This is a genomic window from Roseovarius sp. MBR-6 (genome assembly GCF_040547525.1).
Taxonomy (GTDB): Bacteria; Pseudomonadota; Alphaproteobacteria; order Rhodobacterales; family Rhodobacteraceae; genus Roseovarius.
The window spans coordinates 1-18,953 of the sequence record NZ_JBEPPW010000028.1; the positions used below are offsets into that span (position 1 = coordinate 1).

Below are 18,953 nucleotides of genomic sequence, written 5' to 3' on the forward strand. Positions count from 1 at the left end.
CATCAGCGCCAAGCAGCATAACATCAACCAACAGAGCCGGAGCCCTCCAGACCAAAATCACGCCGCCTGTTCCAAATCATTCGACGACGGACAGTGACCGTGTTCTAGCAGTCCCGACAGTCAAGGCAACGAAAAAACGCATCTCTTCATGGGATGCGAATGCCCTGTTGCGGCCTTGTCCCACGCTGAAAAGGACAAGATATTGCATCTGACCCAAGACCTCCCCGTCCTGCCGGACGGCTGGACGAAAGGCGCTGTCATCGCGCTTCTGTCAGAGATCGCTCCGCATATCGGGTTGCGCCCGGCGCGCCTCGCGGTGCTGAATTACATCATCGGGCGGACCCGCGCCTCCGACTGGACCTCCCCGCATCGGGAACCGGTGTTCTTTGGGGCGCAAGACCTGGCGGCTGTCGAGTTGGGCAAGACACCGCGCCAGCTGCGCACGGATGAGGCCGCGCTGGCCAGGCTCGGCCTGATCGTGAAACGCGTTGCGGCGAACGGGGCCCGCTATGGCCGCGCCGAGCTCGGCTTGGTTTTTACACCACTGATCGCGCGGTTGGACGAGTTCATCGCCCTGCGCGAGCGGCTTCGAGCGGAACGGGCCGAACTGCGCGCGTTGAAGGACCTTCGGTCCCTGCGGCTGCGGCACATGAAGCGGGCGATCTCCGCTCTACCCGCCGGTGCCAAGCAAGACCCAGAAATTGCAGACGTCCTCGCCGAATTCGCGGCTTGGCCACGCAGTGATGCCTTGAGCCGTCTCGGTCTGGACCGGCTTACCGCCCACCTGCAGGCAAGTTCTGATCTATGCAGCCGCATCGATGACTGGCTTGAAAAGCGCGGGCTTTCTTCCGGCGAACCAGCGGAAAACTTCCGGCCCTTTTTACAGAACAGCAAGGAAGAATTTCAAAATGTAGAGGCACTTTCGGCTGTGGATAACTCTGCAAGATGCAAGGAAATTCCAGAGAGTGAGGTGCTGTCATCACCGCCCTGCCCCGCGTCGCCCATTCTGACGCCTGACAACCTCTACAATCTCGCGGGTGATGGACTGCGCATGATGCTCGACGCGCGCAGACAAGAAAACCGGCCCCTCAGAGATCGCGACATCATCGAGGCGGCCTGGGGGCTGTTGCCAATGCTCGATATCCATCCGTCAGTCTGGCTTGAGGGCCAGAGCACCCTTGGCGATCGCGGGTTGGCGCTCTGCCTTCTTCTGGTCGATGCAGGACGAGATCACCCCACATATCCTGTGCGCAATCCGGGCGGTTTGATGCGGGACATGATCCGGAGAGCGAGAGTTGGAACCCTCAATATCGGGGGAAGCCTTGTTTCCCTGACAAAAAGAAGGGCAAATCGCATCAATCACCCGATCTTTCCCAGCACAGGAAACACATCGAGCAACCAGTATGACAGGGCGCTGAGCTGACCGGAGATCATGGCGATCCCCATAAGGATCATTACCACGCCGGCACCCTGGTGCAGACGGTGCCCCAAACGACCCGCGCCACGCAGGCGGCCCGTCAGTCGATCCGTGAAGCCGGCGACGATCAGGAACGGCACGCCAAGCCCGGCGGAGTAGATCGCGAGCAGCGCCACGCCCTGCCCGATCGTGGCACTGGCGGCGCTGGCGGTGAGGATCGCGCCGAGGATCGGGCCGATGCAAGGTGTCCAGCCGAAGCCGAAGGCGAGGCCAAGCACATATGAGGCCATGGGCCGTCCGCCCGGCAGATCGAGCTGAAAGCGTAGGTCGCGTTCCATCGCCTGAATGCGTGCCGCCCCCAGCATGAACAGCCCGAAGAGGATGATGATCCCGCCCCCCACGATATTGAGTTCGTACCGCCAGCGCAGCAAGGATTGCCCGAGGGCGGTGGCCGAGGCCCCGAGGATCATGAAGATCGTGGAGAAACCCAGCACGAAGCACAGGCTGAGCCAGAGTATCGGCCCCCGTCCCGGTTGCACCGCACCGCCAACCGAGCGTCCGGCGATATAGGAGACATAGCCGGGCACGAGTGGCAGAACACAAGGGGAGACGAAGGATATCGCACCGGCCAGAAGCGCCGCGATCATCCCGATGAGCGAGAGGTCAGCCATGTGCCGCCTGCTCCGTGATCCGCCGCCATGGCCACCATCCGGTCGCATAGGTATAGGCCGCAATCGGGATGATCACCCATTGCAGGATCGGGCTTAACCCTGCGTCGATGACGGGAATGACAGGCATGAGATCGCGGTAGGTCCAAGCTTCGCGTATCTCGATGTTCAACCATTCGCTGAAGATCGTGTATCCTGTGCCGAACAGGATCGCAGCGGCGAGGACACGGCCCTTATGCGCCCGTGGCCAGTCCGGCCCGCCGAAAATCAGCAGCGTCAGAATGATCGTGCTGAGCGTGATCAGGACGTCACCGCCGGTGCAATGCACCGCCGCGAAGACCAACTCGCCCCGCGTTCCCGTCAACCAGATCGTGTAGAGCGGCAGGTGCGCGAACTCCCAGATCAGATGCGCGATGGCCGCGACGACAAGGTATCTGCGCAAGACGGCAAGCCAGGTCCGCTCTTTCGCCCGCGGCAGGTCTGCGATTGGGATCATCGGAATACTCCAGGAATTTGGTCAAGCAACCCTGGTTCCGGCGGCGGGGCGTTGACCAGTTCGCTGATATAGAGGATCAGGTTCACGCGCCCGAAATCCGCGCCATGGAATATGCCCGTGTGGCGTCCGCCTCGGGCGACGACATGGACCATCGGCGCTGTGGTGTCGCGTTCCGATAGCGCGGCGAAGCTGTCCGCCACCTCGACCACACCTTGTTGTGCCATGACGGACTGCCAGTTGGTTTCGTCCCAGCCTGCCGCATCGGTCGCGCCGACGGTCAGAAACACCACCCAGTCGCGCATCGGGCTGACATTCACGCCTTCCTGCACCTTTTTCAGCAGCGCCTGCTGCGCGGCGCAGGACGCGCCGCACCTCTTTGGCGCAAAGCTCACCACGACGATCTTGTCGCGGAACGTGTCAAGTTCCAGTCGCTCTCCGCCGGTTCCGGTCCCGCGCAATTGCGGCGTTCGGCGCAGATCGGTGGCCTCGAAGCCCGGCTCCTGCTCCGTCATCACCTCGTCGATCCGCTCACCGGGATGATGCGCTGTCGCGGGGAGTGCGGGCAAGGCGAGCAGCATGATGATCATGAGCCGCGTCATTGCTTGCCGTCCGGCCCGGCCGCGGCGACCCCGAGGATGGGCATCTCGACCGTCATTTCACCCGCCTCCTCGAATCTCAGGGTGAGCGGGAAAGTGCCGCCTTCCTCGAGCTTTGCGGCCAGGCCCATCAGCATGAGATGCATCCCGCCGGGCGCGAGCGTGACGAGCTTGCCGGGCGGCAGATCGAGCGTTTCGAGATGCACCATGCGCGATACGCCGCTGTCGTCGGTCTCGATGCGATGGATCATGACATGGCCTGCCGCCGGGGTTTCGATGGCCATGAGCCGGTCGTTGGTATCACTTTCTAGCGTCAGATAGGCGGCACCGGGGCGATTTGCGAGAATCGTGGCACGCGCCCAGGGATCGGTCACCGTGATCTCGGCGGCGGCAAGGCCGGGAAAGATCGCGGCGAGGGCCGCAACGGCAAGGGGTTTCATGAAGACGCTCCGTTCTTGCGCATGAGGGATTTCAGGTTTGTGGCGAAACTCTCGGCTGACGTGTCACCCTCGAGCCAGACATCGACGAAGCGGCCGTCGGGGGCCATGACATAGATGTGCCCGGCATGCGCCATGCTGTAGCCGTCGGGCGCGGCCGCGTTCTCGCTGCGCTCATACCAGGCGCGGAAATTGCGGGCGGCTTCGCCGACCTTCGCCTCGGTTCCGGTCAAACCGACCATGCGGGGATGGAAGGCCTCGACATAGGCCGCCATTACCTCGGCCGTGTCGCGGGCAGGATCCACGGTGATGAAGATCGGCGTCACCTGCGCCGCCGCTGGCCCAAGCGTGTCCATCACCTGTGCCATATAGGCGAGTGTCGTGGGGCAGATGTCCGGGCAATGGGTGAAGCCGAAGAACACCAGTTGCCACTGCCCGTCGAATGTCTCTGCCGTGACCGTCCGGCCGGTGTGATCGGTGAGCGTATAGGCATTGGTGATCGCCGCCTCGCCGGTGACGCGGGTGCCTGGCAGGTTCTGTGGCGCGCGCGCCTGCAGGACCAACGCCGTGCCGATCCCGAACGCGGCAAGGGCGGTCAGCGTCCAGAGAGCGTGGCGCAGGGTTTTCAGGGAGACGGGTGTCACTGCCCTCTGCCTTCCGTTGCTGTAGTCGGGGTCTTGTCTGCGTCACAGCCCTTGCTCTTGCACATGACGCAGTATCCGGTGGCGCACATCACCGCGCAGGGGGCGAGGCTCAGAATGAGCGGGGCCGCCCCGATGGCTGCCACCCAGCCCCAGTTGAGCCAGAGGCCCGCACCGACCATGACCGTCGCCACGATCACGGTCTGGCGGCGGCTTAACGGCCAGCGGGTGGATACAGCCTGACGGCGGCGCACAAGAGGTATGTTGGTCATCGTGTATCTTATCCTTTTGTTATGATTGTCTCGAACAGCGCCACGTTTTCCGCGCTGTTCCAGTCGGCGGGCCCGGAAAGGCGGCCCAATTCGCGGCCCTGCCGGTCGATCAGGATGGTTGTGGGCAACCCCGCGACCGCAAGGGCGGCCATCGCCCGGATGTCCTCGGCCAGATACATGGCCAGATGCTCGATGCCGATCTCCTCGTAAAAGCGGCGCACCGGGCCGAGGCCCGCGCGGTCGATGGAGAGTGGCAGCACATGGAAATCAGCGCCGCCGAGCCGCGCCTCGAGGGCATCGAGCGTTGGCATTTCTTCACGGCAGGGCGCGCACCAGGTGGCCCAGACGTTCAAAAGCAGCACGCGGCCCCGGAAATCGGCAAGCGTCAGATCGCGGCCCGTGCCATCCACGAAAGGCGGCGACAGCATCTCGCGTGGCGTGGCGCGCAACGGCATCACGGGTCGCGCGATGGCAGGTGCCGCGACAAACGCCAGCGAGCCGGCCAGAAGGTCACGCCGCCTCATGATTTGCCCTCCGCCTGCAATCGGTGCACGACGGGCAGGATATCGCTCTCCAGCGATCGCCGGTTGAAGGGGCCGACATGCTTGTAGGCGATCCGGCCTGTCGCATCGACGACAAAGGTCTCCGGCAATCCGTAGACTCCCCATTCGATGGAGACGCGCCCGTTCCGGTCGGCACCTATCCGGGTATAGGGATCACCAAGCTCTTCGAGAAAGGCCAGGGCCGCATCGGGTGCATCCTTGTGGTTTATCCCGTGGATCGGAACCGTGCCGGTCGCGGCCAGTTCGACGAGAAGGGGCATCTCGACCCGGCAGGGCACGCACCAGGACGCCCAGACATTGACGATGGAAACCTCGCCGCGCAGGTGTTCGGTCGCCAGCCCCTCTGCGCGCCCCTCGATGGGCGGCAGGGTAAATTCCGGCACCGGCTTGCCCGTGAGGGTCGAGGGCAACCGGTCATCCTTGTTCCACAGTCCCCAGTAGAAGGCCGCGCCGAGTGCTGCGAAGATCGCCAGCGGCAACAGCGCGAGGGGCGACAATCTGCGCCGTTCTTTTTCAACATTCACGGTCATTGTTCACCCCTCGTCATTCGCTGTCACCTCGGCCTGAAAGCCGCGCTCGCGCTCGGCCCATGTGCTCTTGATGTAGGCGAGCACGGCCACGATCTCTGCATCCGTGAGCACCCCCTCGAAAGCGGGCATGTTGCTGTCATAGCCGGGCACGATGGCGCTCACGCCCCGCTTCGTGATGGTAAAAAGCTGCCGGTCGGAATGATGCCAGGTATGCCCGGTGTCATCGTGCGGCGGCGCGGGCATGCGCCCGTCCTCTCGCCGCCGCTTCCAGTCCGGCTCACCCTCGAGCTTGGCCCCGTGGCAGGTGGCGCAGTTGGCCGCGTAGATCTCCTGCCCGCCGGCGATCTGTGCAGGCGTCACCGGCGCGCCGAGAAAGGTGATCGGCGCGCCCGGTTCCTGTGCGCCGGTCAACACCGCCCACGCCGCCACGCCTATGACCGCGACAAGACCGGCTGTCACGGCGCGCCTCGCCGGTCTCATGCCGGCTGACGCAGATATTTGACCAGCGCGATACTCGCGAGGATCAGGACCGCGATCAGCAGCAGCATGACGACGCCACCGCCCATCATCATGCCCATCATCGGGCCACCCATCATCTGGCCCATGCAATCGCCTGCAAGGCCCGTGCCGGGGCCATCTACAGTTCCGTTCATCTCGATCTCCCTTGATGTTTCAGACGTGCCGTGATCACGAACCCGAGGGGGGCCACGGCGAGAACCGCCCCCAAGGTGTTGACGCAAGGATCGCCTCGATCACTCATCGGAATAGACCGCCACGCCATCCAGCCCGAAGGAATAGGTGCGCAGCGTGCCTGTCTTGGTTTGCGCCATGCCGGGGGCGTTGGCGGGCATGCCGGGCAGGGTGATGCCGGTGATGTCGGGGCGTTCCTCGAGCAGTCGCGCGATGATATCGGACGGCACCAGGCCGCTGACGACATAGCCGTCGATCATCGCCAGGTGACAGCCCACTCCACGCTCGGGCACGCCGGCCGCGACGGAACGTGCGACGAAATCGTGATCGTCGATCACCGTGACCTCGAAGCCCTCGTTTTCCAGATATTCGGCATAGGCGTCGCAGCAGCCGCAGCCGGGGCTGCGCCAGATGGTGACGGGTTCGCCTGCCTCCGCTGCGGTGGCCGCCAGTGTCAGGGGTGCATCGCTGCGGATGCTGGCCAGATAGGCCGCCCCCACCGCGCCTGCGACGACGATCCCAAGGGTGACTGCAAGTATCGTTCTCATGGTCTTTTTCCTTGTCTCAAAGGGCGGTGAGGGTGGTCCATGTGGCCCCCCCATCGTGGCTTGTCATCACTCCGGCGGCGGTGATCGCCGCGATATGTGTCGGGTCGGTCGGGTGCACGGCGAGGGCGGTCGCGTGCAGATCGAAAGCACGGTGCCAGATCACGCCACCATCCGCCGAGGCCCAGAGGCCCGAGGGCAGCGCAGCGTAGAGCCGTTCCGGGACCGCAAGTGCCGAGACGAGCGCCGTGACGGGCTCATCCGGCGGCAAAGGGGCCTCGGGCGCGGGCGGGGTGCCCGCGACCAGCGCATCCATCGCGTCACCCGCCACCACATCCTGCCAGCGGCAGAAGCAATCCGGCACGCGGGCGAGGCCGCGCTCGGTGCCCGCATAGATCCAGATGCCGCCCATGCCGGTCGCCAGATCGACCGAGGCAAGGGTCAGCACCTCGCGCTCGGCCCCGGCGATCCAAGGGCGATCCATCACGAACGCCCAGGTTCCGCCCGCGTCCTCGCTGCGCCACAGCCCGTCGCCCGCGACGACGGCATAGACCGTATCCGGCGCGCCCGCCGCCACCGCAAGCGCGGTGACCTGTGCCCGTGGCAAACCGCCCGACGCCGCGCGCCATGTCCGCCCGCCAGTATCGGACCGGTCAAGACCGCCACCCTCCAGCGCCGCGAAGATCCGCCCCGGTCGCGCGGGGTGACAGGCCAGCGCCCGGATCGCAGCGCGCGGCGCGGGCAGGACGGAGACGCCGTTGGACAGACGCCTGACCTGCGCCCCCGCGATGACAAGCGTATCGCCGTCGAAGACCAGCGCGGAAACCGCCGTGGACCGGGCCTGCGCCCGCCGAGCCGGAACCAGCCCCACAGCGGCCACACCGCCCAGCATGGCAAGCACGCTGCGCCGTCCGGGCGATCCTATCGTTGCATCATTCATGATCTCTTCCTCACGCAACACGGATCACCCCCATCATCCCGCCCGCCTGATGCTCCAAGATGTGGCAATGAAACATCCAGTCGCCCGGATTGTCGGCGACAAAGGCGATCTCGACGCGCTCACGCGGGGCCATCAGCACCGTGTCCTGCCATTCGCGATGCGCCGTCGGCGTGCCGTTGCGGCTGATCACGCGGAAGGAATGGCCGTGCAGGTGGATCGGGTGGTGGAACGCGGTGGCGTTGGTCATGGCGATGATGTGGCTGGCATCGCGGTCAAGCACCAGCATTGGGTCGAGGATATGCCCTTCCGCCGCCACGCCGTTGACGAACCAGATACCGCCGTCATGCCTGCGGGTCATCATCCCGCCACCCATCATGCCGCCCTCGGAGGCCAGCCCCATCTGCCGCTCGACCATCGCGCCCATCACGCCGCCGGTGAAGGTCACTTCGTGACGGCGGGCGCGGGCGATGTCGGGTTCCGGCAGCGGGTTGGGGGGCAGCGCCATGTCCCAGTCGGGGGCTGTGTCGCGCAGCGCCGTGTCGGAATAGGCCAGATCGACCAGTTCGAAATTCCGGTCTGTGAAGAAACGGTCGATGACCGTAACCCTCTCCCCCGGCGCGCCGGTCATGTCGAGGATCAGATCAACCCGCATCGCCGGGCCGATCACCACCCATCCGCGCGCGTCCTGTGGCGCGTGCGGCGTGACCGGCTGACCGTCCAGCGCGATGACTTGCGGGGCAAGATCGCCGAAATCCAGCGCAAAGATGCGGGCATTGGCGGCGTTGATGAGGCGCAGCCGCACGCGTTCGCCCGCCTGCACCGGCACCGCATCCGGCACGCGGCCATTGATCGTGACGGTGTTCCCCAGTCGTCCGCCGTGGCTCATGTCGTGAAAGCCGCCGAAATCGCCCGCGATGCCTGCGTCCTGCGTCAGCCGCCAATCGTCCAGCACCCAGACCATCTCGCGATCCACGCGCGGCGGGGTGGCCTCCTCGATGACCAGCGCGCCGTAAAGCCCGCGCCCGACCTGCTCGAAACTGCGTTGGTGCGGATGATACCAGAAGGTGCCGGCATCGACCGCGTCGAACTCGTAGGAATAGCTTTCGCCCGGCGCGATGGGGGCCTGCGTCAGATGCGGCACGCCGTCCATTGCGTTTGGCACGCGCAGCCCGTGCCAGTGCACGGTGGTCTCCTCGGTCAGCGCGTTCTCGACCGCGATGCGCAGCCGGTCCCCCTGCCGCACCCGGATCTCGGGGCCGGGCACGGTGCCGCCATAGCACCACACATCGCTCTCGCCCCAAGGTTCGGGAACCAGTCGCGCCCGCCCCGGCGCGGCACGCAGGGTAAAGGCGCGCAGGCTATCGGCCCATGCGTGTCGCAGGGGCAGTGTTGCGCCAACCGCCGCGCCAGCGGCCAGAAAGCTTCGGCGCGAGAACGCCGTTGGGAATTTCGGTCTCATGTGTCTGTCTCATCTGATATATGCTGTCGCGATCTGTGCAGGCGTGCACGTCCAGAAGCCGTTCAGGCTCTGGATGGCACAGGCCGACAATCACGGGGAGGCTGTCTTCAGCGCCCGTGGCGTCGGATCAGATGAGGGTTCGCGGGGGAAATGGGTCCGGCGGCGCGCGCAAGCCATGCGGCACGGTCGCGCTCAGAAGCCTGTCATGCCGCAGGATTGGCAGCATGTCCTCGAACGATGCGGTCGCAGTCAGGGTCACTGCGCCGGGTGCGGTGCAATCGAGCTTGCAGGGCGTATTGTCCGCAGTGCCGTCATGATCCGTGGGGCAGGCCTGGCAGTCCCCCATGGCGATGGCATCGCCATGTTCCATGGCCATTTGCAGCGCCATGTTGTTCGCGCTCACCCCATGGGCAATGTTGCTGACGGCAAAGACCGCCAGAAATGCCACAAGGATGAAGGATGACAACGTGCGCATATTATCACGATACGTCGATGGCGACGTCCTGTCCAGCCGAAGGCCTGCGGCGCGGCGCGCAGCGACGATCCGTCCGCTGGAGTGCAGGACATGCATCAGTCGTGCCCTTCTTTAGCAGAGAGAGCCAGATCTTCGAGGATCGGGCAATCGGGTCGGTGATCGCCTGCGCAACTGTCGATAAGGTGGCCGAGTGTGGCGCGCATCGCCTTCGACTCGGCAATCTTGGCGTCGACAAGCTCCAGATGGCCTTGGGCGATCCGTTTGACATCGGCGCTGGCGCGGTTCTGGTCCTCGTAAAGCGCCAGAAGCGTGCGGCACTCCTCGATCGAGAAGCCCAGAGAGCGCGCGCGCCCTATGAAGCCCAGCTTGTGCGCCTCGCTTTCGCCGAACCGACGATAGCCGTTGGTGTCGCGCTGCGGGGTTATCAGGCCGATATCCTCGTAATAGCGGATGGTCTTGGCGGGCAGGCCGGTCAACGCGGCGACATCTCCGATATTCATGGGCGCGCTCCTATTCTGCCGGGGCGGTTTGCGGCGCGCGCGGGGCGGGCGACGGGGCGGTTTGATCGCCCTCGTCCATCACCGGGCGCAACCGGCGCAGGCGCAGCGCGTTCGACAGCACGAAGACCGAGCTGAGCGCCATCGCCCCCGCCGCCAGCACCGGCGAGAGCAGCAGCCCGAACACCGGGTAGAGCACGCCCGCCGCCACCGGAATGAGCGCGGTATTGTAGCCAAACGCCCAGAACAGGTTCTGCCGGATATTGCGCATCGTGTGGCGAGAGACCTGATAGGCGTTCACGACGCCGCGCAGGTCGCCCGACATCAACACCACATCGGCCGACTCAATCGCCACATCGGTGCCGGTGCCGATGGCGATGCCCACATCCGCCGAAGCGAGCGCGGGCGCGTCGTTGATGCCGTCGCCGACAAAGGCCACGCGCGCGCCCCCCTCGCGCAATTCGTCAAGCGCTGCCACCTTGCCATCGGGCAGCACGCCCGCGATCACCGTGTCGATACCCACCTCGCGCGCGATGGCCTCTGCCGTCTCGCGCTTGTCGCCGGTGATCATCGCCACGCGCAAGCCCGCCGCGTGCAGCGCGCGGATCGCCGCCGCGCTAGAGGGTTTGACCGGGTCTGCAACCGCGATCACGGCGGCCACCCGCCCGTCGATGGCGGCATAAAGGGCTGTGCGCCCGCGCCCGGCAAGATCGGTTTCCGACGCGGCAAGCGGGCCGGGATCCAGCCCCTCGCGGGCCATCAGCCGATCCGCGCCAATCAGCACGTCACGGCCCGCCACCCGCGCCCGCACGCCGTAGCCGGTGATCGACTCGAAGCTCTCCACCTCGGCGCGCGCCACCCCTTCGGCCTTGGCCGCGCGGGTGATCGCCTCGGCGATGGGGTGTTCGGATTGGCCCTCGACGGCGGCAATCAGCGACAGCACCTCGCCCCGCGCGAACCCGTCCGCCAGCACCAGATCGGTCAATTCGGGGCGGCCTTGGGTCACCGTGCCGGTCTTGTCCAAGGCCACCACATCGACAGAGGCCAGGGATTGCAGCGCGTCGCCCTTGCGAAAGAGCACGCCCATCTCCGCCGCGCGCCCCGTGCCGACCATGATCGAGGTCGGCGTCGCCAGCCCCATCGCGCAGGGGCAGGCGATGATGAGCACCGACACCCCCGCGACAAGCGCCAGCGTCACCGCCGGATCAGGCCCCACCATGAGCCAGATCGCCACGGTAAGCGCGGCCACGGCCATCACCACCGGCACGAACCACAGCGTGATGCGGTCCACCAGCCCCTGAATGGGCAGTTTCGCGCCTTGCGCCTCTTCCACCATGCGGATGATCTGCGCCAGCGTGGTATCGGCACCAACGCGCGTGGCGCGGATATGCAGGCTGCCCGCGCCGTTGACCGTGCCGCCGGTCACCGCGTCGCCCTTGGCCTTGGCCACAGGGGCGGGTTCCCCGGTGATCATGCTTTCATCCACATAGGCCTCGCCTTTTGTCACCTCGCCATCAAGGGCGATCCGCTCGCCGGGACGCACCAGCAGGATGTCGCCGACCGCGATATCGTCGATCTCCATCTCTTGCGTCTCGCCATCCCGGATCACGCGGGCGGTGCGCACCTGAAGGCCCAGCAACCGCTCGATCGCCGCGCCGGTGCGGCCCTTGGCGCGCGCCTCGAGATACCGGCCCAGAAGGATCAGCACGACGATCACCGCCGCCGCCTCGAAATAGACCGCGCGCACCGCCTCGGGCAAAAGGCCGGGCAGGAAGGTCGCCACCACCGAATAGGCCCAGGCCGCGCCGGTCCCGACCGCGACAAGGCTGTTCATATCGGGCGCGGCGCGCATGAGCGCGGGGATGCCCTTGGCATAGAACACCCACCCCGGACCGGCGAGGATGATCGTCGTCAGCACGAACTGGAGATACCAGCTTGCCTGTTGCCCGATCGTGCCCGCGATGAGGGCGTGCAGGCCGGGGATCACATGGCTGCCCATCTCGATCACGAAGACCGGCAGCGCCAATGCAGCGGCGATCATGGTCTTGCGGGCGATCAGGCGGGCGTCCTCCTCCTTGCGCGCGGAAGCCGATGCGCCCTCGCCCGCCTCTGCGATCTCTGCCGGATAGCCCGCCGCGCCCGCCGCCGCCATCAGATCGCGCGGGCTCAGCGTGCCCTCGGCATAGCTAACCGTCGCGCTCTCCGATGCGAGGTTCACGTTGACATCCAGAACGCCGGGCAGAGCCGAAAGCGCGCGATCCACCCGGCCCACACAAGACGCGCAGGACATCGAGGTGAGGGTCAGCTTGGCGCTCTGCGTGCGCAGCGGATAGCCGGTCCCCTCAAGCGCCGTGGCGACATGGGAAAAATCGACCCCTTCCGCGATATCGAGCTGCGCGGACCCGTCGGCAAGGTTGACCGCGACGCCCCCGACCCCGTCGATCCCTGCCAGCGCCCGCTCGACCCGCCCCACGCAGGAGGCGCAGGACATGCCGTCAATCGCGATTTTCAGATGTGTCGTGCCCATGAGTGCGGCCTTTCCGTCTTGCGGGGTTTTCCCTCACATAGGGCTTCCCCTGACTGGAAGGTCAAGATGACACGGAAAGTAATTTAAGGTAAGCGTTTCGCTACTGGCCCGGTAGCCCCGCCCTATCCCGCGCAGCAGGACAGTTTTGCCACATCCATGTCAAAGGTCTGTGCCGCCAGTTTCAGCCCCTCCACGGTGGTGAGATAGGGAAAGAGCGTCTCTCCCAAGGCCTTGGTGGTCATGCCGAATTTCAGCGCCATGGCCAGCGTTTGGGCGCTGTCCGCGCCCTCGGGGGCGGCGATCACCCCGCCGAGCAGGCGGTCGGTCCGCGCGTCCGCCACCAGCTTGATCACCCCCCGCGTATCACGCGCGGCCAGTGCGCGGGGCACGTTCTCAAGGCCAAGCATGCTGGTTTTCACGTCATGGCCCGCCGCGCGCGCCTGTTCCTCGGTCAGGCCCACGCCCGCCACCTGCGGATCGGTGAACACGACCCAGGGCATGGCGGCATTGTCATAGCGCTCCGCCCCGCCCATGGCGTTTTTCGCGGCCAGCTTGGCCCCGTAAGCGGCCATATAGACGAACTGGTCGCGGTCGGTCACATCGCCCGCCGCATAGATGCCGGGGGCCGAGGTTTGCATATCATCGCCCACGATGATCGCGCCGCGTGCGTTGGTCTCGATCCCCATCTCGTCCAGCCCTAGCCCTTCGGTATTGGGGCTGCGCCCGGCGGTGACGACCAGATGATCGGCGCTCAGTTCCAGCCGTTTGCCGTTCTCCTCGATGCACAGCACCGCGCGGCCATCGGATGTGTGGCAGGCGTCATAGGTGACACCGCAATGCAGGGTAATGCCCTCGTCGCGAAACACCCGGTTCAGCGCCTCGGACACTTCCGGTTCGACCTGCGGCAACAGGCGCGAGCGGCAGACCACCGTCACCTTCACCCCCATGCGCGCCATCATCTGCGCGCACTCCGACCCGATATAGCCGCCGCCCAGAAAGATCAGGCTGTCGGGCAGGGTCCGGAGTTCCAGAAGCGAGGTGCTGTCGAGCGTCGGCACATCGTCGATCCCCGGAATGGGCGGCAGCGCGGGGCGCCCGCCGGTGGCGATGATCACTTTCGGCGCCGCGATCCTGCGCCCGCCGATCTCGACTCCGCCGGGGATCAGCCGCGCCGCCCCCTCATCCAGATAGGTCACGTTCTCATACCCGGGCAGCAGATCGGCGTATTTCTTTTGCCGCAATGCAGTGACAAGATCATCCTTGGCCGCGACCACAGTCGCCCAATCGTCAACCTGCGCAGTGCCCGAGATGCCCGGAAAGCGCCGCGCCGCGCCCGCGCCATGCACCGCTTCGGCGGCGCGGATCATCGTCTTGGACGGCACACAGCCCACATTCACACAGGTGCCGCCGATCTGCCCGTGACCGACCAGCGCCACGCGCTTGCCCGCATCGGCTGCCGTGATCGAGGCCGAAAACCCCGCCGATCCGGCCCCCACCACGATCAGATCGAACTGGTCGCCCTTGGCGGCGGGAATTGTGCAGCAGTCATCGGTTGTGTTGGTCATGGGTCAAGTCCTTTCGGCGGCCGCATCGCCGCGATTTTTCGAAAATAGGTTAAGTGTGGCCGTGGCCGCGATCAGCCCCGGCTTTCACGCCGCGTCTTGCGCGCGACCGCATAGATCGTCAGCCCGATGAAAAAGGCGAGCGCCGGCAGCAGCACGACATCGAGCCAGCCCACCATCGCCGACAGGCCAACCACGCCCAAAGCCACCACAAGCACCGGCGTGAAACAGCACAGCGCCACAATCACGGTGCCGATCATGCCGGTCGCGATCAGTTTGTTGTCCGTGGTCCGGCTGCGGTGGTCGGTCATGGTCCTGTGCGCCTCTGGTCATTTGCCAGACCATGCCATACGATCTGTAGCAACTACAGGGGCAAGGGAAATTCCGCCATGTCCGATCACGAAGCCGAGAGCGGCCTCACGCGCGGGCAATTGTCGCGCGCGACCGGCTGCAATATCGAAACGATCCGCTATTACGAGACAACCGGCCTGCTGCCCGAACCACCCCGCACGGCGGCGGGCCACCGAGTCTATGCCGCGGCCCATGTTGCGCGGCTGCGGTTCATCCTGCGCGCGCGTGAGCTAGGTTTTGCGATGGAGGATATCCGCGGGCTTCTGGGTCTGGGGGATGGCACCGCCCCGACCTGCGCCGAGGTCAAGGCCCGCACCGAGTGCCACCTTGCCGACATCCGCGAGCGGATCGTCGATCTTCAGCGTATCGAGGCGGTTCTCACCGCGACCGCCGCACAATGTTCGGGCGATCAGGTGCCCGATTGCCCGGTGCTCGACACGCTGGCGCAGTGAGCGAGGTTCAGCTGAGCCGCCCCGCGATCCGCGCTACGACGGCCAGCGCATCGGCGCTGCCATCGGCCTCGCCCTTCTCGAAATCGCCCTCGATGGTGCCCATCTGATTGGTGACATGGGCGAGGCAGATCACATCGCTCCCGCGCGCCTCGGCAAAGGCGTAGAGCGCCGCAGCCTCCATCTCGACCGCGAGGATGCCGCGTGCCTTGGCCGCCGCTATGGCCGCCTCTGTCTCGCGGAACGGCGCGTCGGTGGTCCATGTCGGGCCGGTCAGCACGCGGGGGCCGTCCTCGAACGCGCTGCTCAATCGCTCCAGCAGCCGCGCGGGGGCCGCACTCCAATCACCGGGCGGCAGGTAGTGATAGCTGGTGCCCTCGTCGCGCCACGCCCGGTCGATCACGATGAAATAGGGTGGCGCGCCCTGCGGCGTGATCTGCCCCGAGGAGGTGACGCTGATCAGCAGACGTGCGCCCGAGGCGAACATTTCCTCGGCCACCAGCACCGCGAAGGACGCCCCCACGGCGCAGCCGACCACACCGATTTCGTGGCCATCCAGATCGAACACCCACATATCGGTGTGATAGCAGACCCATCCCGCGTGCCGCCGCGCGCGGCCCTGCGCACAAAGCGTGCGGACGATATCGCCATCGGGATCGAGCAGGCAGATCTCGGGCACCGTCACTTGCGCCGCCCCCTTCTGCCGCTGCGCCTCGCGCAACAGGCTCTCGGGCGTGAATGCCGAGGGCGCGGCGTGATCCTTGTCGCGCAGGAGCGGCGGCAGGGGCGCGCCGCTCATGCCCGCCCGCCGCGCCAATCGGCCCAGGTCCCCAGACACAGGAGCGCAAAGCCCCCGAGTTCAGCGGGCAGCGAATAGCTGACATACATGGCAAAGACGATCAGCGCCAACCCGGCACCGCCCAGCAGAACCGGCAAGCCACGCCCATGCCGCCGCCACCGGAGCGCCAGCGCCGCCACCGCGAGCGCGGCGAAAAGCACGATGGCCCCGGCCCACACGGCCTCATTCAGCGCGATACCGATCCCGAGCGCGCCCAGAAGCGCCACCGCCGCCAGCGTGCCGTAACAGGCAACGAGCGACAGGGCGGTCGCCAAGGGGGCCAGTCCGCATCGCGATGTCTTGTCGGTCATGGCCTTGTCCTTTCAATCCGGTTGCGCCGGGCATGCCAGCGGGGATGCTGCGTGCAATTCGCCCCCCTGACAATCCCTGTCGCGATCAACCCGGCGTGAGACCCGCGCGCAGCCGTTGACAGGGGCCGGATACGGCGCGCAGTCAGGGGCACGCCACCGCAAGAGGAGCCTTGCCCGATGACCGTCACCGACATGCCTGATCTGCCTTATCGGTCGCATTTCCCGGAGGTTCTGGGCGCGCACATGCATTACATGGCCCACGGCACGGGCGACACGGTGCTGTTCCTGCATGGCCAGCCGACATGGTCTTACCTCTGGCGCAATGTCATGCCCCGGCTGGAGGGCTGCGGACGGCTCATTGCCGTCGATCTCATCGGTTACGGCCTCTCGGACAAGCCCGATCTGGACTACGGGATCGAGGATCACATCCGCTATCTTGACGCGTTCATCGACACGCTGGGTCCCGCGCCGATCACGCTCGTCACCCATGACTGGGGCTCATTCCTGGGCTTTCACTACGCGCATCGCTTCCCCGACCGGATCAAGGGGATCGCTTTCATGGAGGCGCTGCTCGATCCGGTGCCGGGCTATGAGGCGTTTGATCCGGCGACGCGCGGGTTTTTCCAGACGCTGCGCGCCTCGCTGGAGAATGCCGAGCGCATGATGGTCGAGGAAAACCAGTTCGTCGAGGGCATCCTGCCCGCCATGATCCAGCGCAAGATGAGCGCGGTGGAGATGGCGGCCTACCGGATGCCCTGGGCCGACAAGGCCAGCCGCCACATCCTCTGCCGGTTCCCGCAACTTCTGTGTATCGGGGGCGAACCGGCGCATGTGCACGCGATGCAGACCGCCTATATGCGCTGGCTGGAGCAAAGCGACCTGCCCAAGCTCATGTTGCAGGCCGAACCGGGGCTGATGCTGCCGCGCGCGGCGGCCGAGGGCTATCGCGCACGGTTGCCCAATCTGGATACGGCCGAGATCGGCGCGGGCCTGCATTACGTGCAGGAGGATCAGCCGCAGGCCATCGGCGACGCCATCGCGGTATGGATGCGGCGGCACGGGCTGGTATCGGGCGGCTGAGCGGACGGCTGAGCGGGCGCTCAGAACACCAGCACCTTGTCGGCGGCCAGCGTGGCCTCGGCCAACTTATCCATGGTCGAGCGCGCAGCCCCTTCCATCATCTCCGCCTCGCTCAACCCCCGCGCGTCCATGCAGGTGCCGCAGATCAGCACTCGTCCGCCCGCCGAGATCACCCGGCGCAACATCCGCTCGATATTGTAGAATCCCTCGGGCGTCTTTTGCCCCGCCTTGGCGCAGTGAGAACGCGCTCCACTGGCAGCTCGATGTATCCTTTCGAGAGGATGCTGCACGCAACCTCAAGGATAATGCCCCCGGCAATATCGCCGTCCTGCGACGCCGTGCCCTCGATGTCGTTCGGCAAGACCCTTCCAAGGGATTGCTCTCTATCAAACTCAAGCGCGCAGGCTGGGATGAAGCATTCTTATGCCTCATTCTCAATGGCTTGGCCGCGGCACGGCCAACGGCGTGACCCAAACGCGATTGCCCTGTGGTCGGCTGACCGTCGCAAACAGAAAACGCGCGGCATGACCCCCATGTTTTGTCCACTCCCTCATTGAATTCGTCGTCTCATAATTAAGAGCAACGCGACAGCGGCCTTCATGCGGCGTGTGCCGATCTTCTCGGACGCGGCGATCCAGTTCTGCCTGTCGATAAAGGTGTTGTTCAAGTTGCCGCTGCGGCAGACCGCCGGGATGGTCGCCAGTCTGCTGCGGCTGGCGGCGCTGGACTGGCCTGTTCCGCACTCCTCCACGCTGTGTCGCAGGCAAAAGACCCCGAAGGTGCAGAGTCCGTATCGGCGCGCCAATGGGCCGCTGAACCTGCTCGTGGACAGCACTGGGATCAAGTTCCTCGGCGATGGCGAGTGGCAGGCGCGCAAGCATGGCGTTCAGAGCCGTCGTCAATGGCGCAAGGTTCATCTGGCCATGGACACAGCCACCTCGGACATCCGCGCCGTGGAATTCACACCCAGCAGCGATGGCGACAGCCCCGTCCTGCCAGACCTGCTGGACCAGATCCCGGACGACGAAGACATCGGCACTGTGACCGCAGATGGCACCTACGACACTCGCCGCTGCCACGCCGCCATCATCGCACGCGGTGGCACGGCGATCATCCCGATCCGCAAGAACGGTCGACCTTGGAAAGAGGACGCGCCGTTGCCCGATGAAACGACCCATTGCCGGTTCCGCAATGCGTTGGTGGCGGGCGGGGTTTACGATGATCTGCTTGCCGAGGTCTGCCATCAGATCGAGGGCCACGTGACCTGCCCCCTTTTTGACAGGGGAATCGCGTTTGGAACTGAAGGCTTGACCATCTGCGCTTGCGCTTGACGCCAAGATCGATTCTGGCTGGGGGATTCATCTTCTGGAGCCGTGACCCCCGATGCAGATTTTCCTTTCCGCGCTCAACGATGTCCCTGATCCTCGCGCCAGCAACGCGCGCCATGACCTTGGGGAGCTGCTTGTGATCGCCTTCGTTTCGGTGCTTTGCGGCTCGTCCAGCTGCTCCGAGATTGGTCTTGCCCCCGTTTCACCGGACACTCAGGCGGTTGCGGTTTGAGCTGCGATGAACTCGCGTGGTGAGCGCATTTTCAGCCCTGAGTGCGGGT

General features: G+C 65.7%; 25 protein-coding genes and 2 pseudogenes. 6 read left to right on the plus strand and 21 right to left on the minus strand.

The window, feature by feature from the left end:
- Positions 1–202 precede the first annotated feature (202 nt).
- Complete coding sequence (gene repC, locus ABIE57_RS18800; RefSeq protein ID WP_354540571.1) at positions 203–1,423, plus strand: replication initiation protein RepC; 1,221 nt, start codon at positions 203–205, stop codon at positions 1,421–1,423.
- Here repC and ABIE57_RS18805 read toward each other — a convergent pair.
- The 18 genes from ABIE57_RS18805 to merF all read right to left on the minus strand — a co-directional run bounded on the left by ABIE57_RS18805 (position 1,360) and on the right by merF (position 14,626).
- A complete protein-coding gene (locus tag ABIE57_RS18805; protein ID WP_354540572.1) occupies positions 1,360–2,088 on the minus strand; it encodes a cytochrome c biogenesis CcdA family protein in 729 nt (242 codons plus the stop codon). The two genes, repC and ABIE57_RS18805, sit on opposite strands and share 64 nt — an antisense overlap.
- Complete coding sequence (locus ABIE57_RS18810; RefSeq protein WP_354540573.1) at positions 2,081–2,581, minus strand: hypothetical protein; 501 nt, start codon at positions 2,579–2,581, stop codon at positions 2,081–2,083. Before ABIE57_RS18810 ends, ABIE57_RS18805 begins: the two co-directional genes overlap by 8 nt.
- A complete protein-coding gene (locus ABIE57_RS18815) occupies positions 2,578–3,180 on the minus strand; it encodes a cytochrome-c oxidase (RefSeq protein ID WP_354540574.1) in 603 nt (200 codons plus the stop codon). Before ABIE57_RS18815 ends, ABIE57_RS18810 begins: the two co-directional genes overlap by 4 nt.
- The gene (locus ABIE57_RS18820; RefSeq protein WP_354540575.1) at positions 3,177–3,617 is read right to left on the minus strand and encodes a copper chaperone PCu(A)C; all 441 of its coding nucleotides are present in this window, start codon (positions 3,615–3,617) and stop codon (positions 3,177–3,179) included. The genes ABIE57_RS18815 and ABIE57_RS18820 overlap by 4 nt, the downstream gene beginning before the upstream one ends.
- A complete protein-coding gene (locus tag ABIE57_RS18825; RefSeq protein ID WP_354540576.1) occupies positions 3,614–4,258 on the minus strand; it encodes an SCO family protein in 645 nt (214 codons plus the stop codon). The genes ABIE57_RS18820 and ABIE57_RS18825 overlap by 4 nt, the downstream gene beginning before the upstream one ends.
- Positions 4,255–4,527 (minus strand): hypothetical protein, encoded by a 273-nt coding sequence (locus tag ABIE57_RS18830; protein ID WP_354540577.1) that lies wholly within the window; start codon positions 4,525–4,527, stop codon positions 4,255–4,257. Before ABIE57_RS18830 ends, ABIE57_RS18825 begins: the two co-directional genes overlap by 4 nt.
- 8 nt (positions 4,528–4,535) lie before the next feature.
- Positions 4,536–5,051: a TlpA family protein disulfide reductase gene (locus ABIE57_RS18835; RefSeq protein WP_354540578.1), complete on the minus strand. Its 516-nt coding sequence runs from the start codon at positions 5,049–5,051 to the stop codon at positions 4,536–4,538.
- The gene (locus tag ABIE57_RS18840) at positions 5,048–5,620 is read right to left on the minus strand and encodes a DsbE family thiol:disulfide interchange protein (protein ID WP_354540579.1); all 573 of its coding nucleotides are present in this window, start codon (positions 5,618–5,620) and stop codon (positions 5,048–5,050) included. The genes ABIE57_RS18835 and ABIE57_RS18840 overlap by 4 nt, the downstream gene beginning before the upstream one ends.
- A gap of 3 nt (positions 5,621–5,623) precedes the next feature.
- Positions 5,624–6,100, minus strand: coding sequence for a c-type cytochrome (locus ABIE57_RS18845; protein WP_354540580.1), 477 nt, complete (start codon positions 6,098–6,100; stop codon positions 5,624–5,626).
- Positions 6,097–6,273: a hypothetical protein gene (locus tag ABIE57_RS18850; protein WP_354540581.1), complete on the minus strand. Its 177-nt coding sequence runs from the start codon at positions 6,271–6,273 to the stop codon at positions 6,097–6,099. The genes ABIE57_RS18845 and ABIE57_RS18850 overlap by 4 nt, the downstream gene beginning before the upstream one ends.
- Before the next feature lie 99 nt (positions 6,274–6,372).
- On the minus strand, positions 6,373–6,858 hold the full coding sequence (locus tag ABIE57_RS18855; protein ID WP_354540582.1) for a DUF411 domain-containing protein: 486 nt from the start codon (positions 6,856–6,858) through the stop codon (positions 6,373–6,375).
- A 16-nt stretch (positions 6,859–6,874) separates the two neighbouring features.
- Positions 6,875–7,795, minus strand: coding sequence for a beta propeller repeat protein (locus ABIE57_RS18860; protein WP_354540583.1), 921 nt, complete (start codon positions 7,793–7,795; stop codon positions 6,875–6,877).
- 10 nt (positions 7,796–7,805) lie between these two features.
- The gene (locus ABIE57_RS18865; RefSeq protein WP_354540584.1) at positions 7,806–9,254 is read right to left on the minus strand and encodes a multicopper oxidase family protein; all 1,449 of its coding nucleotides are present in this window, start codon (positions 9,252–9,254) and stop codon (positions 7,806–7,808) included.
- A gap of 127 nt (positions 9,255–9,381) precedes the next feature.
- Positions 9,382–9,729: a hypothetical protein gene (locus tag ABIE57_RS18870; RefSeq protein WP_354540585.1), complete on the minus strand. Its 348-nt coding sequence runs from the start codon at positions 9,727–9,729 to the stop codon at positions 9,382–9,384.
- A 95-nt stretch (positions 9,730–9,824) separates the two neighbouring features.
- The gene (cueR, locus tag ABIE57_RS18875; RefSeq protein WP_354540586.1) at positions 9,825–10,229 is read right to left on the minus strand and encodes a Cu(I)-responsive transcriptional regulator; all 405 of its coding nucleotides are present in this window, start codon (positions 10,227–10,229) and stop codon (positions 9,825–9,827) included.
- A gap of 10 nt (positions 10,230–10,239) precedes the next feature.
- Positions 10,240–12,753 carry a heavy metal translocating P-type ATPase gene (locus ABIE57_RS18880; protein ID WP_354540587.1) on the minus strand — a complete coding sequence of 838 codons (2,514 nt, stop codon included), beginning with the start codon at positions 12,751–12,753 and terminating at the stop codon, positions 10,240–10,242.
- Between the two features lie 122 nt (positions 12,754–12,875).
- Positions 12,876–14,318: a mercury(II) reductase gene (merA, locus tag ABIE57_RS18885; protein WP_354540588.1), complete on the minus strand. Its 1,443-nt coding sequence runs from the start codon at positions 14,316–14,318 to the stop codon at positions 12,876–12,878.
- A gap of 71 nt (positions 14,319–14,389) precedes the next feature.
- On the minus strand, positions 14,390–14,626 hold the full coding sequence (gene merF, locus ABIE57_RS18890; RefSeq protein ID WP_354540589.1) for a mercury resistance system transport protein MerF: 237 nt from the start codon (positions 14,624–14,626) through the stop codon (positions 14,390–14,392).
- Between the two features lie 78 nt (positions 14,627–14,704).
- On the opposite strand from merF, the gene ABIE57_RS18895 reads away from it, so the two are divergent.
- The gene (locus ABIE57_RS18895; RefSeq protein ID WP_354540590.1) at positions 14,705–15,118 is read left to right on the plus strand and encodes a MerR family transcriptional regulator; all 414 of its coding nucleotides are present in this window, start codon (positions 14,705–14,707) and stop codon (positions 15,116–15,118) included.
- 7 nt (positions 15,119–15,125) lie between these two features.
- Here ABIE57_RS18895 and ABIE57_RS18900 read toward each other — a convergent pair whose 3' ends face one another.
- Together ABIE57_RS18900 and ABIE57_RS18905 are read right to left on the minus strand one after the other, a co-directional pair.
- Positions 15,126–15,914, minus strand: coding sequence for a nucleoside phosphorylase (locus ABIE57_RS18900; protein ID WP_354540591.1), 789 nt, complete (start codon positions 15,912–15,914; stop codon positions 15,126–15,128).
- Positions 15,911–16,264, minus strand: coding sequence for a MerC family mercury resistance protein (locus ABIE57_RS18905; protein WP_354540592.1), 354 nt, complete (start codon positions 16,262–16,264; stop codon positions 15,911–15,913). Before ABIE57_RS18905 ends, ABIE57_RS18900 begins: the two co-directional genes overlap by 4 nt.
- 177 nt (positions 16,265–16,441) lie before the next feature.
- Between ABIE57_RS18905 and ABIE57_RS18910 the strand changes: the two genes are divergently transcribed.
- Complete coding sequence (locus ABIE57_RS18910) at positions 16,442–17,344, plus strand: haloalkane dehalogenase (RefSeq protein WP_354540593.1); 903 nt, start codon at positions 16,442–16,444, stop codon at positions 17,342–17,344.
- Between the two features lie 20 nt (positions 17,345–17,364).
- Here the strand turns inward: ABIE57_RS18910 and ABIE57_RS18915 are convergent, their stop codons facing one another.
- Positions 17,365–17,529, minus strand: coding sequence for a DsrE family protein (locus ABIE57_RS18915; RefSeq protein WP_354540594.1), 165 nt, complete (start codon positions 17,527–17,529; stop codon positions 17,365–17,367).
- 44 nt (positions 17,530–17,573) lie between these two features.
- On the opposite strand from ABIE57_RS18915, the pseudogene ABIE57_RS18920 reads away from it, so the two are divergent.
- The 3 genes and pseudogenes from ABIE57_RS18920 to ABIE57_RS18930 all read left to right on the plus strand — a co-directional run.
- Positions 17,574–17,813 (plus strand): annotated as a pseudogene (locus ABIE57_RS18920) (hypothetical protein); the annotation flags it as partial.
- A 130-nt stretch (positions 17,814–17,943) separates the two neighbouring features.
- A complete protein-coding gene (locus ABIE57_RS18925) occupies positions 17,944–18,675 on the plus strand; it encodes an IS5 family transposase (RefSeq protein WP_354540595.1) in 732 nt (243 codons plus the stop codon).
- 52 nt (positions 18,676–18,727) lie between these two features.
- Positions 18,728–18,859 (plus strand): annotated as a pseudogene (locus tag ABIE57_RS18930) (transposase family protein); the annotation flags it as partial.
- Between the last annotated feature and the right edge of the window lie 94 nt (positions 18,860–18,953).